Below are 13,399 nucleotides of genomic sequence, written 5' to 3' on the forward strand. Positions count from 1 at the left end.
ATTCAAGGCGAGCGCAAAAAAATACCGCCGCCCGACGGGCGGCGGCGTTTCATCCCAGTACCACATCCAGCAGCATCATGACGAGAAACCCCACCATGACGCTGGCAGTACCCGCGTGAGAGTGCTCTCCCAGCTGCGCCTCGGGGATCAGCTCTTCCACCACCACATAGATCATGGCCCCCGCCGCAAAGGACAGTATCCCCGGCATGATCCCGGATACGCTCCCGGCGATCAGCACGGTCAAAATCCCGAAAATCGGTTCCACCACGCCGGACGCCGCGCCGCAGGCAAAGGCCTTGCCGCTGGACACACCCTGGGACTTCATGGGCAGCGATACGGCGGCCCCCTCCGGGAAATTCTGCAAGCCCATGCCGATAGCCAGCGCCACCGCCGCCGCCAGCGCGCCGGGCGCGGTGGAACCCGCCGCCACGGAAAAGCTAAGCCCCACCGCCATGCCCTCGGGAATGTTGTGGAGCGTCACCGCCAGAACGATCATGGTGGTGCGCTTCCAGCGGGCAGGCAGGCCCTCCGCCTCGCTGCTGCCGATATGCAGGTGGGGCAGCAGACCGTCCAGCGCCATCAAAAACAGCCCGCCAATGGCAAAGCCGCCGCCCACCGGCAGCAAAATACCCCGCCCCGCCGCCTTCTGCATCTCCATGGCGGGGATCAGCAGCGACCACACGGCCGCCGCCGTCATCACACCGGCGGCAAAGCCCAGAAACACCTTCTGCGTGGTGTGGGACATGTCCTTGCGAAAGCAAAACACCATCGCCGCGCCAAGGACCGTCGCAAGGCAGGTAAACCCGGTGCCAAGGGCCGCGTACAACAATTCGCGCTGCAACATCATTTTTCTCCTTGTCAGGTATCCGCCGGCCAGAGGATGTCCTGCGCCACCGGCTGATAAAATAAGCGCTCCACCTCGGCTTGCTCCCGGGTCCTGCCCAGAATCCACATCAGCTTCGCCACCACCGCCTCGGTGGTCATATCATAGGCCTCCAGCACCCGCAGCTTGTTTTTCAGCCGTCTCCCCACGTGGTAAACGCCAAGGTCGCTCCCCTCGTTGGAAACCTGCGTGGTGAGCACCACGATTTTCCCCGCGTCCATCCACCGGTGCAGACACTCGTAAAACCCGCCGCCCTCCGGCAGTCCCCCCACGCCAAAGCTCTCAATGATCAAGGCATCGTTTTGCTCCAGCAGGAAATCCGCCTGGGCGCGGTCCGCCCCCGGCGTCAGCTTCATCAATGCCACGCGGGGGTCCAGCGCATCGTAAAAGACGGGCGCGTCGCCGCACTCCTGGCGGATATAGCGCAGCAGCACGCCGCCCTGCAAAACGCCGAGGTACGGGTAATTGATGCTGGAGAACGCCTGAAAGCTCTTGGAGCGGGTTTTCCTCGCCCGGGTCCCGGGAATCACCCGGTTGTTAAAGACGATGGATACCCCCGGCAGGTCCTCCGTGGCGCAGCGGAAGGCGTCCGTCAGGTTGATTTTGGAGTCCGTGGAGTCAAAGCCGATGGGCTTTTGCGCGCCGGTGAGCAAAATGGGCTTGGGGCTTTTCTGAATTAGATAGCTCAGCGCCGCCGCCGTATAGGCCATGGTGTCCGTCCCGTGGGTCAGGACGAAACCGTCATAGTCCCCATAGTGCTCCCGGATGCAGCGCGCCATCATCAGCCAGTGTTCCGGCACAATGTTGGTGCTGTCCAGATTCAAAAGCTGCACGCAGTCCACCCGGCAGATCTCTGAGATTTCCGGGATGTGGGCCAGAAGGTCCTTTGTGGCCAGCTCCGGCGCCAAACCGCCCTCCGTCACCTCGGAGGCAATGGTCCCGCCAGTGCCGATCAGTAAAATCCGTTTCATCATCCGTTATCCAAGGTCTCGGTGATCCAGCGCCGCCAGCCCAAACCGGACGGCCCGGGTCACCCGTTCCCGCTCCTCCTCTGTCTTGGCTCGGCGCCACAGCGATTGCAGCTCCCGGAGAAACAGTCCCCGCAGGGAATCCTCCTCCGCCCGCAGCCAGATATCCTCCGCCATGCGGGTGCCGTCCCGCACCTCCAGCGCGTAAAACCGGGGGGAAAGCGCCGCCTGCAAGGCCGCCGCGTCCACACCGCCCTCCCCGGTCTCCCCGGTGAGGCAGAGGCGATAGAGGTGGCGCTCCGTGTCGTCCGGCAGCGCCGAAGCCACGGCGGCAAGAGGGTCCTTCCCCGTCACATCCACCGTCAAACACGCATACTGCCGCGAGGCAAAGGGCACAAACGTCAAAGAAATCGCGCCGTCCTGCCCGATGCTTCCCTCGTAAAATCCCTTTTCGCCCAGTTCGTCAAAGCCCCGGCCCTCCATGCAGCCCGGCCACGCGCAAAGGGTGTCCCCCAGACGCAACGGCTCCGTCCGCTTGTGGATATGGCCCAGCGCCAGATAGGCAAGGCTGCTTTGGGCGATCTCCTGCCGCCGAATGGGGTTGTAGCGGCTCTCCGCCATGTCCACCTCCCCGTGCAAAAGGCCCAGATGGACCTTTCCGTCCGCTGGGGCTGTGAAGCCCGCCAGCAAGCCCGCAGTCTGTTCCGGGGCCGTGAAGGCCGCCCCGTGGACCACAAGGTTCCACTCCGGCACCTCCACGGCGGTCATGGCATTTTCGGAGAAAATGTGCACGTTTCCCGGCCAGTTTTCCCGCAGCCACGGGCTGCCGGGGCCATACCAGTCGTGATTTCCCGGCGCAATGAACACCCGGGCCTCCATCCGCCCAAGCGCCTGCGCCAGCTGCTCCCCAGTCTCCCGGAAGGCGCTGGCGCTGTCGAACAGGTCCCCCAAGAGCAGTACCAGTTGGACGCCGTTTTGATTGACATAGTCCGCAAGGCGAAGGACGCTCTCCCGGCTTTCCCGGCGGCGGGACGCTGCCTGCTTGGCGCTCAGCGCGCCAAAGGCGCTGTCCAGATGGAAGTCCGCGGCGTGGATGAATTTCAGCATCTCACGCTTCCTCGCCCCGCCAGGCCTTGCACACATCCACCCACGCCACAAAATTGGACGCGCATTCCTCCAATTCTTCGCAGGTCATCTCGATGGCGCTGGAATCGCTGCCCGCCGCCGGAAACACCGTCTCAAAGCGCCGGAGGGACCTGTCCAGATACACCCGGACATTCTCCGGCAGCGCAAAGGGGCAAACGCCGCCCACGTCGTGACCGATGAGGTCATGGGCCTCCTCATGTGTCAGCATTTTTGCCTTGGTGTGAAACTGCGCCTTGTAGCGGCCATTGTCCACCTTGGCGTCGCCTGCGGCCACGATGAGGATGGGACCGTCCTCCAGCTTAAAGCTCAGCGTTTTGGCAATGCGTGCGCCCTCCACGCCGACGGCCACCGCCGCCAGGTCCACCGTGGCGGAGGACACGTCAAACTCCAAAATCCGGTCCGCAAGTCCCAGCGGCTCAAAATAAGCCCTTACCTTTTGAATCGACATACTCTTTCTCTCCTTTTATCGGATGTCCACCCGCTCCACGGCGGTGCAAAGTCCTGTGGCGCTGTCCAGCGTAAAGATCGCGCCCTGCAATTTACACGGGCCCTCCGCGCTGCGAAAGCGTCCCGGCAGGCCGCCCAGAAACCCCTCCACCGACTGCCGGGGGTCCACGCCCAGCACGGACTCCACCGGGCCGGTCATGCCAAGGTCCGTGAGATAGCCGGTCCCGGCGGCGCACACCCGCTCGTCGGCGGTGGGCACGTGGGTATGGGTCCCCCACAGGGCGGACACCCGCCCATCCAGATAATAGCTCATGGCCAGCTTTTCACTGGTGGCCTCGGCGTGAAAATCCACCAGCGTAAAATCCGCCTCTCCCCGGGAGAGCAGCGCGTCCGCCGTGGTAAAGGGGTTGTCCGCGCCCCAGCTGAGATCGCACCGTCCGATGAGATTCATCACCCGCACCCGGACGCCCCCCAGATCGAAGATCTCGCAGCCGTGGCCCGGCGCCCTGCCAGTAAAGTTGGCGGGCCGCAGCAGCCACGCCGTATCCTCCAGAAAGTCCGCGATTTGACTCTTGCCGAAGGCATGGTTTCCCAGCGTCACCGCGTCGGCCCCGGCGTCGCGGATGCGCTCCGCCTGCTCCCGGGAAAGTCCCACGCCGGAGGCGTTTTCGCCGTTTACCACCGTAAAGGCGATGTTCTTCAGCTTTTGCAGCGGACGCAGCGTCCGCTCCAGATGCCGCAGCCCCGGCTCTCCCACCACATCTCCCACTGCCAGCACATGATACACCATACCCGTTCCTCCTTCTGCTTCTAGGGTAGTAGTATACCAAATTTCCGTGTCTTTGCAAAGAATCTGACGAAATTTCCCAAAGGCGGTTGCATCCCCATTATTTCTTGCTTATACTAAGGGTAGTTGTAATAAGAACATCTGATTGCAGGAGGTCGCGTTTTCATGGCAGTAAAGCTGGAATTGTACCGCGTTTTCAAGGAGGTTGCCGAAACCGGCAACATCTCCGTTGCGGCAAAAAATCTGTATATTTCCCAATCGGCGGTGAGCCAGTCGGTCAAGCAGCTGGAAAACGCCCTGCAAGCCCGCCTGTTTGCCCGCAGCCCCCGGGGCGTCACGCTTACCGGGGAGGGGCAGATGCTCTATCAGTACGTCCGCAGCGCCCTCGGGCTGATCGCCACGGGAGAGGACAAGCTCTCTCAGGCCCAGCAGCTGCTGCTGGGCACGCTGGTCATCGGCGCCAGCGACACCGTCACCAGCTTTTTTCTCACCCAGTATCTGGACGCCTTTCACCGCCAGCACCCCGGCATTCGGCTGAAAATCGTCAGCGGCCGCAGCGCCAAGGTTTTGAGTATGCTCCGCTCCGGCGCAGTGGATATCGCCTTTGCCTCTTCCCCTTCCGACAGCAATCTCATGAGCTGGTCCTGCTTTTCCACCCACTCCGTCTTTGTATCCGGCAGCGACTACCGCTGCGATTTCGACCACGTATACACCCGGGAGGAGATTGCCGCCTTCCCCCTGATCCTGTTGGAGCGCAAGGCCAGCAGCCGCGTCTTTTTGGATCAGGAATTTTTGAAGTACGGGGTTTCCCTCTCGCCGGAAATCGAGCTTTCCTCCCGAAGCCTGCTGGTGTCCCTTGCGCGCATCGGCCTTGGCGTGGCGGGCGTGACGCTGGAATTTGTACAGCGGGCGCTGGATGCCGGGGACATCCGGGTGCTCAAGACCGACTTTGAAATTCCGGCGCGCAGCGTGGATATGTGCACGCTGCGGGATGTGACGCCCACCGCCGCGGCGGCCGCCTTCATGGAAATGGTACGTCAGGGTACCCGGTGACGCGGCGCCATGGAACTGTTCTTTCTGTTGCTGGAGCTTTCCGGCACGCTGGCCTTTGCCGCCTCCGGCGCCATGACCGGTCTGCGAAAAAACATGGATGTGTTCGGCGTGTGTATTCTGGGGCTTACCACCGCGGTGGGCGGCGGCGTTTTACGGGACGTGATTTTGGGCAACACGCCGCCCGCCACCTTTCAAAACCCCATCTACGCCGCTGTGGCGATTTTCACCTCGCTGGTGTTGTTTTTGCCCAGGGTCCGCCGTCTGCTGATGTGGAACCCGGTTTTTTTCGACAAGGTCCTTTTCTGGATGGACACGGCGGGTCTTGGAATTTTTACCGTTGCCGGCATCCGCGTGGCCTATGCCCACGCCGTCCGCCCCACCTTGTTTCTGCTGATTTTCGTGGGGGTCGTCACCGGCGTGGGCGGTGGGCTTTTGCGGGACGTGATGTCCGGGGACACCCCCTATATCTTCGTCAAGCACGTTTACGCCTCCGCGTCTCTTGCGGGCGCGTTGGTATGCGGCGCGCTGTGGCGCATGGCCGGGGAACTCCCCGCCATGCTGACGGGCGCGGGCACGGTGATGCTGATTCGCTGTCTCTCCGCCCATTTCCGCTGGAACCTGCCCCGAGCCCACGACTAAAAAAGGGGGCGGCGTCGGCCCCCTTTAAAAGGATGTTTTCAGGGTATCACCGTTGAGAAAACAGTGATACCCTTTTGTGTGAAGTTCATTCGCTGCGCCTTGGGGGGAGACGGACCAAACAAATACAAACAATCTACTGCGCCGTCTCCCTTATCAAGCGAGAAATGACTGCGGCAAGGGAACATCTTGCCGGGCGTGCCAAAAATTCTCAAGACAAAAGGCGGCAGCCACGAAAACACATCAGGATGGCTGCCTTTCACTGTCCTTTTTCAAAGGTCGTCGATCTGCATTTTGTCCAGCTCGCTGCGCTTGCGGCGCTTTTCCCGGCAGGAGAAGTAGATGGCAAGCAAAATCACCGTTGGGATGTTCCCCAGTCCAAAGGCCCCCAGCAGCGCGCCCCACGGAAACGTCTCGCCCACCCGCCCCACATTGCACGCCATTGCCGCCGCGTATAAAAATGTCACCCCGGGCAGCAGTAGTCCCGGCCAGCGTTTTTCCCGCCGGGAGAGAAAAATTTGCAGCGCCGTGCCGCCCACCACAAATACCAGCAGCACCACCCACATCACGATCGTTGCTATCAGCATGTCACTCCGCCTCCCTTGTTTTTCGATACGCGGAAATCAAAATTTTAGCCGTGTCGAAATCCAGCCGGTCGTCCACCGCCAGCCGCTTCACCAGCGACACGTAGGGGTCCGCCTCGGCGGACTCCGTCAATTGAATTTTCTGGATCAGCCGGTCCAGCCGCAGCCGCACCGTGGGGTAGCTGACGCCGTACACCGCCGCCACCTCTTTCAAGGACCCGGAGGAGAGAATGAACTTTTTGATGAACGTCAAATCCTCTTCTTCCAGCGCCGCCATCCATGTTGGACTCGCTGCCATCCCCTCACGCCCCTTTCATAATATTAATATAATACTTAATTTTATCAAAGTCAATATAAAATATTTTTAATACAAAGTAAAAGTCTCCCGGTTTCCCGGGAGACTTTTCGGCTCAGTTTGGCACCGCGCCCATGACTCAGACGTTGAAGCGGAAGTAGATCATGTCGCCGTCCTGCACCACGTACTCCTTGCCCTCGCTGCGAAGGAGGCCCTTTTCCTTGGCGGTGTTGACGCTGCCGCACTGGAGCATGTCGGTGTAGGCGATGACCTCCGCGCGGATGAAGCCGCGCTCGATATCGGAGTGGATCTTTCCGGCGGCCTGGGGGGCCTTTGTGCCCTTTTTGATGGTCCACGCACGGCACTCGTCCTTGCCGTAGGTCAAAAAGGAGATCAGGCCCAGCAGTGTATAGGAGCATTTGATGAGCCGGTTCAGCCCAGACTCCTCCACGCCCAGCTCTTCCAGGAACATCTGCTTTTCCTCGCCCTCCAGCTCGGCAATGTCCTGCTCCATCTTGGCGCAGATGGGCAGCACCTGACTGCCCTCTCCGGCGGCAATGTCGCACACCTGCTTGTAATACGGATTGCCGTCCAGATGGATGAAGCCGTCCTCGTCGGTGTTGGCGGCGTAAATGACGGGCTTGAGGGTCAGAAGCTCGCTGGTGCGCAGCAGCGCGGCGTCGTCCTCGTCGTAGGGGAAGGTCCGCGCCAGCTTTCCGCCGTCCAGATGCTGCTGGAGCGCCGTGAACAGCTCCACCTCGTGGGCATACTTCTTGTCGCCCTTCATAGCCTTGCTGGCCTTGTCCACCCGACGCTGGACCATCTCCAGATCCGCCATCACCAGCTCCATGTTGATGATCTCAATATCCCGGGCGGGGTCGGTGTCCCCCTCCACATGGATGACGTTTTCATCGTCGAAGCAGCGGACCACGTGCACAATGGCGTCGGTCTCCCGGATGTTTGCAAGGAACTTGTTGCCAAGCCCCTCGCCCTTGCTGGCACCCTTCACCAAACCGGCAATATCCACAAATTCAATGACTGCCGGCGTTTTCTTGTCCGGCTCGTACAGCTCCGCCAGCTTGTCCAGCCGCTCGTCCGGTACCGCCACCATCCCCACGTTGGGGTCGATGGTGCAGAAGGGATAGTTGGCGCTCTCCGCGCCCGCGTTAGTAATTGCGTTAAACAGGGTCGATTTTCCCACATTGGGAAGCCCTACTATACCTAATTTCATATATCTCTACATCTCCTTATTTTTCAGGGGTTTGCGGCGTATGTGGGGCGATGTGTGCCCGCGCAAAAGCGCTTGCGCAGCATTGACCGTCCCTTCTTTGGCAAATCCCTTTGCCGCATTCTTTCCCCTTCAGATTTTTGCTGATTTATGGAACCGCTTTCCCGCCACGGGAAAAAGAGCCCATGCAATATAGTTGTATTTTAGCACAATGCCTTTTATTTCTCAATAGCCCCGCTTCAGATAACCGGCTTCTTCCTGACAAGCGCCGCAAGCGCCTTGCGTTTCACCCATTTTTCCACCGGCGCAGCGGACAGGCGGGCACTTGGGCGCCCGCAGCACGCCATTCATTTTGTTGATTTTGTTTCTAAGCATACTCATATTTTTTGCGATATTTTACAAATAAGAATGCTGTCACAATCACTGTCAAGCCCTCTGCCACAGCAATGGCAAGCCAGATGCCGTTCATCCCAAGCACCATGGGCAGGATCAAAATTGCCGCCACCTGAATCACCAGCGTCCGCAGGAAGGAAATCAGCGCGGATACCGGCCCGTTGTTGAGGGCCGTAAAGAACGCTGAGCCAAAAATATTAAAGCCGCACAGCAGGAAAGACAGTGCGTAAAGGCGCATTCCCGTGGCCGTCATGGCGAGAAGCTCCGCGTCATAGCCCACGAACAGCCTGGCCAGCGGCGTTGCCAGCAAAATGCCTGATACCGTCATGATAATCGCTGTAACTGCGGTAATGATGAGGCTTTTACGGAACAGATTTTTTAGCTCGGCTATATTTTGCGCGCCGTAATGATACCCAATGATGGGCGCGCTGCCGATGGCGTAGCCGAAGAAAAAGCCCATGAAAACAAAGTTCACATACATGATGACTCCGTAGGCTGCCACGCCGTTTTCCGCCGCAATGCGAATGAGTTGGAAGTTGTAAAGCATACCGACCACCGAAGTAGAAAGGTTCGTCAGCATTTCTGAGGAACCATTTAGGCAGGCTTGTCCCAGCGCATGAAAGTCCGGCTTTGCTTTTACCAAACACAGCAGGCTGGTGTTTTTCCGGCTGAAATAAAGGAGCGGCACAAGACCGCCAGCCGTTTGACTGATGATCGTGGCCAGCGCGGCTCCGAATACTCCCATTTTAAAGAGATAGATCAAGAGAAAATCAAGCACAATATTGGTAAGCCCTGCGATCACAGAAATCCCAAGCCCCATTTTGGGTTTTTCGGCCGTCACCAAAAAACTTTGAAAGCTGTTTTGTAGCATAAAAAAGGTGTTGCCAACGATCAGAGTTCTGCCATACAGTACGCAGTCATCAATGATGGCGGCGTTGGCGCCCAGCGCGGCTGCAATGGGGCGCATAAAAGCAAAACCGAGAGCAGACAGGAGGATACCCATGACAACAACGGCCTCAATGAGCATGGTAAAATATTCGTTGGCTTTTTGGCGCTTCCCTTCGCCAAGGGTTTTTGCGATGAGGGCGCTGCCCCCCGTCCCAATCATAAAGCCGAAAGAGCCCAGCGCCATCAGCACCGGCATAATAAGATTGACGGCGGCAAACGCATTTTTCCCCACAATATTTGATACAAAGAATCCGTCCACAATGCTGTAAACGGAGGTCACAATCATCATGATGATTGTCGGCAGCACAAAGCGTAACAGCCGCCTAAAACCAAAATGATCCGATAAACTGATTGACATTATTTTTTCTCCTTAAAAATAGCACTCTGCCGGCCGCGCCACAGGCAGTATTCGATATTTCCAAACCCGCGGTCAACGGTGATCTTTCGATTTTTTATTTTCTTTCCGACATAAGAATACCCGGCTACTGGAATCAGTAACCGGGCGCACCCGACATCTTATCAACACTGCGATTGCGACCGCAGGTTCTCCGATGACAGTTCTTTGTTATTCGTTTCAATTTCGTCCTTCAAATACGCGATTTGCTTTTGAAACAGTGAAAGATAGGTGTTGCGTTCTTCTTCACCAAAACGCAAAAATGCCGCTTCTTCAGCGTTGATCAGCGGCTCAATATGACTCTGGCAGAACGCTTTGCCCGCTTTTGTCAGCTGCACATTTTTTCGGTTGCCCGCCCCCGCCGCCGGCTTCAATGCCACATAGTCGTTCCGGGTGAGCTTGTTGATTGCGGAATTGATGGTTTGCTTCGGATAAAACCATGTATCACACAGCTCCTGCTGGGAGTGGGGATCATCAGAGCTGCAAAGGGCATACAAAATCCAAAATTCCGTAACTGAAATTCCTTTTTTTACAGCATAGGTGCGGTACAAATCATCCTGTTCTTTATAAAGGCGGTTTAAAGCCGCGAGCTGTTCCTCTATGTTTTTCGACATGGCGGCTCCTCTCCATTCAATGTCCGAATTCGGACTGATTTAGTATAAGTCCGAATTCGGATATTGTCAAGTTTTTTGTGGGTTGCAACTTGCAGCTGTGCTTTGGTCAGGCGATGGGCACCGCAGCGCAGTCGGTCAGGTCATTCCGTTAAGAAGTCATTGCACTTCCCGGCAATTCTGGTACAATCATGAATATATGCATTGCTCAAAGTACAAAATGGCACAACGCGGGGCGTTTTTACCGGAACAATTACACCAAAAACCAGCCGTGAAAGGCCAATCGGAAGGTCGTGCCGAGAGGTGCGCCGTCCGTTTCATCGTAAATAAAGCGAGGAGGATCTACAATGGAAGGTAAAAGAATGATGCGGGTGCGCGTGGAGGGCGTCGAACGTGAGTACCCGTTCGGAACGAGCTATCAAACCATTGCCGCCGATTTTCAAAAATCCTGTCAGCAGGATATTCTGCTGGTCAATCGGGACGGGAAGCTTTGTGAACTGCACAAGACGCTGGATCGGGACTGCACGCTGAAACTGGTGACGGCACTGGATAAACCGGGGATGCAGACCTACGAGCGCAGCGTGGTCTTTTTGATGCTGAAGGCTTTTTATGATGTGGTTGGAGCGGACAATGTTGAACGCATCTCGGTGGAATACTCCATCAGCCACGCGCTCTTTATGCGGGCAACGGGGAATTTCGAGTTGAGCGAGGCGCTTTTGCATCAGGTCGAAGCGCGTATGAGCGCCCTTGCGGCGCAGGCAATCCCCATCCAAAAGCAGTCCATCGGCACAGAGGACGCGGTGGAGTTGTTTCGCCGCAAGAAGCTTGATGACAAGGCGCGGCTGCTCAGCTTCCGCATTGATTCTCACGTAAATGTCTATTCTCTGGACGGATTCACGGACTATTTCTATGGATATATGGTCCCCAACACCAAGTATCTGCGCTGCTTTGCGTTGCAGCCCTTTGAAAGCGGGATGATTTTGCGGCTGCCGGATCAGAAAAATCCCCGGCAGCTGGCCGCGTTTAATCCCTCCATGAAGGTGTTCCGGGCGCTGTATGACGCCACGGTGAAATCCGCCGCGCTGCATGTTTCCAACGTTGGAGAGATGAACGAGGTGGTTTCCAACGGAAATGCCACGCAGATGATCTTGGCCCACGAGGCCATGATGGAAAAGAAGATTGGGGATATTGCCGAAGAAATCGCAAATCGCAAGGACATCCGTTTTGTGATGATTGCAGGCCCGTCCTCTTCCGGAAAGACAACGTTTTCTCACCGGCTATCCACGCAGCTGCTGGCCTGTGGTCTGCGCCCCCACTCCATTTCGACGGACAACTATTTCAAAAACCGCTCCGAAACGCCCCGGGACCAGAATGGGCAGTACAATTTTGAAGGGCTGGGGGCAATGGATCTTCAGCAGTTTAACGCGGACATGGCACGGCTTTTGCAGGGCGAAACGGTTGAAATGCCCCAGTTTAACTTTAAAAAGGGCGTTCGCGAGTACACAGGCGAGTATTTGCATCTGGATGCGCAGGATGTGTTGGTGATTGAGGGAATCCATTGCCTGAACGATCAATTCGCATATGCGCTCCCGAAGGAAAGCCAGTATAAAATCTATATCAGCTGTCTCACAACGCTCAACATCGACGATCACAACCGCATTCCGACGACGGACGCGCGGCTGCTGCGCAGAGTTGAACGGGACGCGCGCACCCGGGGGTATAGCGCCAGAGCCACCATTCAGATGTGGCCTTCGGTAAGAGCGGGGGAAGAGCACAATATTTTCCCGTTTCAGGACAGCGCGGATGTGATTTTCAACTCCGCCCTGATTTATGAAACGGCGCTCCTGAAGCCTTACGTGGAGCCGCTGCTTTTTGGCGTTCCAAAGGATTGCGACGAATACATAGAGGCAAAACGCCTGCTGAAATTTTTGAATTACTTTATGCCCATTCCCGCGGACGACGTGCCAAAGACCTCGCTTCTGCGGGAATTTGTGGGCGGCGGCTGTTACAAAGCCTAAAGGCCGAAACGCTCCCGCCGGAAATGCCCGGGAGCGGACAGCAACATCTGCCTGCGGACTGATCCAGGCAATTCTGCTAAAGCATGAAAATTTTGTTTCACGCCTGCCATCCTTGATTCACACCTTTCAAAATCATCGCCCATGATAATTTCCGTCATCAAACAAATACTAGTCAGGGTGATGGAAATGAGAATGAAAAAAACGCTTTTCTTTCTGTTCGCGGCGGCAATCATGGCAAACCCCTTGTTTCTTGTGCGCGCAGACGCGACAGACGCTCTGGCATTGGAGGATCCCGTCCGGCTCAATGACATGGTTATCACTCTCTTGATGCCCCCCATCGAAGATGCTGTAAACAGGTTTTACGAACCCTATTTAACGATTGAACCCACCGTGGTCCCATATTACGGATCAAAAATCGTCAGTATCCAAGGCGGCGAGCAAATCCATGCGGGCATATCCAATTCTCACTATACCGTTACCGTTGAGGTTTTCCTATACGTTGGACCTCACCTTTCCGTTGGGAAGGACAGAATCACACTGGATGTGCAAGTCGCCGGTGTAACTGTAAAAAACTATGAGCATTTGGAGAGTTATCCCCTTACGCCAAGCTATCAGTCCCTGATGAAAAAGCCGCTGCCGGCCTACTGACGCCGCGTAAAAGCACGCTGATTTAAAATCAGCGTGCTTTTTTATGGGATTGCCGCTCTGCCGTCTATCCCATTCCGGTGTGAAGGCGCATGGATTCGCTTGAGAATTCATGCCCCTTTTAAACGTACAACCCAGCCCCCATGCGGTTTTGAGGACTTTTGTGGAGCGCTTTGGATTTGTAAAATCAGGGCGCCGCAAGCCCTTCTGACATTTTGATGAAAAAATGCAGAAAAAAGGCTTGATTTTTGTGGAAACTTCCTTTATACTTTGATTGTAAAGATTTCGCTAAGAAAATTAAAATCTTGATAATTAACCGTTAAATCGAGAAGGAGGTATTCTTATGGAACCCGGTGGTATTCT

At 56.7% G+C, this 13,399-nt stretch carries 15 protein-coding genes; 4 read left to right on the plus strand and 11 right to left on the minus strand.

The window, feature by feature from the left end:
- Positions 1-49 precede the first annotated feature (49 nt).
- Genes PHI30_RS03255 through PHI30_RS03275 form a run of 5 tightly spaced genes read right to left on the minus strand, consistent with a single transcriptional unit; the run spans position 50 to position 4,234 of the window.
- Complete coding sequence (locus PHI30_RS03255) at positions 50-844, minus strand: ZIP family metal transporter (protein WP_300023828.1); 795 nt, start codon at positions 842-844, stop codon at positions 50-52.
- 14 nt (positions 845-858) lie between these two features.
- The gene (locus tag PHI30_RS03260; RefSeq protein WP_300023831.1) at positions 859-1,854 is read right to left on the minus strand and encodes an asparaginase; all 996 of its coding nucleotides are present in this window, start codon (positions 1,852-1,854) and stop codon (positions 859-861) included.
- 6 nt (positions 1,855-1,860) lie between these two features.
- A complete protein-coding gene (locus tag PHI30_RS03265) occupies positions 1,861-2,958 on the minus strand; it encodes a DNA repair exonuclease (RefSeq protein WP_300023833.1) in 1,098 nt (365 codons plus the stop codon).
- A 1-nt stretch (position 2,959) separates the two neighbouring features.
- Positions 2,960-3,445, minus strand: a complete 486-nt coding sequence (locus PHI30_RS03270; protein WP_300023836.1) for a YbaK/EbsC family protein — start codon at positions 3,443-3,445, stop codon at positions 2,960-2,962.
- Between the two features lie 15 nt (positions 3,446-3,460).
- On the minus strand, positions 3,461-4,234 hold the full coding sequence (locus PHI30_RS03275) for a TIGR00282 family metallophosphoesterase (protein WP_300023839.1): 774 nt from the start codon (positions 4,232-4,234) through the stop codon (positions 3,461-3,463).
- Positions 4,235-4,396: 162 nt separating this feature from the next.
- Between PHI30_RS03275 and PHI30_RS03280 the strand changes: the two genes are divergently transcribed.
- Both PHI30_RS03280 and PHI30_RS03285 read left to right on the plus strand, forming a co-directional pair.
- Positions 4,397-5,284 (plus strand): LysR family transcriptional regulator, encoded by an 888-nt coding sequence (locus tag PHI30_RS03280; RefSeq protein WP_300023841.1) that lies wholly within the window; start codon positions 4,397-4,399, stop codon positions 5,282-5,284.
- 9 nt (positions 5,285-5,293) lie between these two features.
- Entirely contained in the window at positions 5,294-5,923 is a 630-nt protein-coding gene (locus PHI30_RS03285; RefSeq protein ID WP_300023844.1) for a TRIC cation channel family protein, read from the plus strand.
- 269 nt (positions 5,924-6,192) lie between these two features.
- On the opposite strand, the gene PHI30_RS03290 is transcribed toward PHI30_RS03285, so the two are convergent.
- The 6 genes from PHI30_RS03290 to PHI30_RS03315 form a co-directional block, all read right to left on the minus strand.
- Positions 6,193-6,507, minus strand: coding sequence for a hypothetical protein (locus tag PHI30_RS03290; protein WP_300023847.1), 315 nt, complete (start codon positions 6,505-6,507; stop codon positions 6,193-6,195).
- 1 nt (position 6,508) lies between these two features.
- A complete protein-coding gene (locus tag PHI30_RS03295) occupies positions 6,509-6,802 on the minus strand; it encodes a DUF2089 family protein (RefSeq protein ID WP_300023850.1) in 294 nt (97 codons plus the stop codon).
- 136 nt (positions 6,803-6,938) lie between these two features.
- A complete protein-coding gene (gene ychF / locus PHI30_RS03300; RefSeq protein WP_300023853.1) occupies positions 6,939-8,030 on the minus strand; it encodes a redox-regulated ATPase YchF in 1,092 nt (363 codons plus the stop codon).
- Between the two features lie 222 nt (positions 8,031-8,252).
- Positions 8,253-8,408, minus strand: a complete 156-nt coding sequence (locus PHI30_RS03305; RefSeq protein WP_300023856.1) for a hypothetical protein — start codon at positions 8,406-8,408, stop codon at positions 8,253-8,255.
- Positions 8,395-9,726 (minus strand): MATE family efflux transporter, encoded by a 1,332-nt coding sequence (locus PHI30_RS03310; RefSeq protein WP_300023859.1) that lies wholly within the window; start codon positions 9,724-9,726, stop codon positions 8,395-8,397. Before PHI30_RS03310 ends, PHI30_RS03305 begins: the two co-directional genes overlap by 14 nt.
- A gap of 161 nt (positions 9,727-9,887) precedes the next feature.
- Entirely contained in the window at positions 9,888-10,376 is a 489-nt protein-coding gene (locus PHI30_RS03315) for a MarR family transcriptional regulator (RefSeq protein WP_300023862.1), read from the minus strand.
- 344 nt (positions 10,377-10,720) lie between these two features.
- On the opposite strand from PHI30_RS03315, the gene PHI30_RS03320 reads away from it, so the two are divergent.
- Together PHI30_RS03320 and PHI30_RS03325 are read left to right on the plus strand one after the other, a co-directional pair.
- On the plus strand, positions 10,721-12,391 hold the full coding sequence (locus PHI30_RS03320) for a nucleoside kinase (protein WP_367186326.1): 1,671 nt from the start codon (positions 10,721-10,723) through the stop codon (positions 12,389-12,391).
- A gap of 192 nt (positions 12,392-12,583) precedes the next feature.
- Complete coding sequence (locus tag PHI30_RS03325; RefSeq protein WP_300023863.1) at positions 12,584-13,039, plus strand: DUF3888 domain-containing protein; 456 nt, start codon at positions 12,584-12,586, stop codon at positions 13,037-13,039.
- Positions 13,040-13,399: the final 360 nt, after the last annotated feature.

This window comes from Oscillibacter sp., assembly GCF_028693505.1.
Lineage (GTDB): Bacteria > Bacillota > Clostridia > Oscillospirales > Oscillospiraceae > Oscillibacter.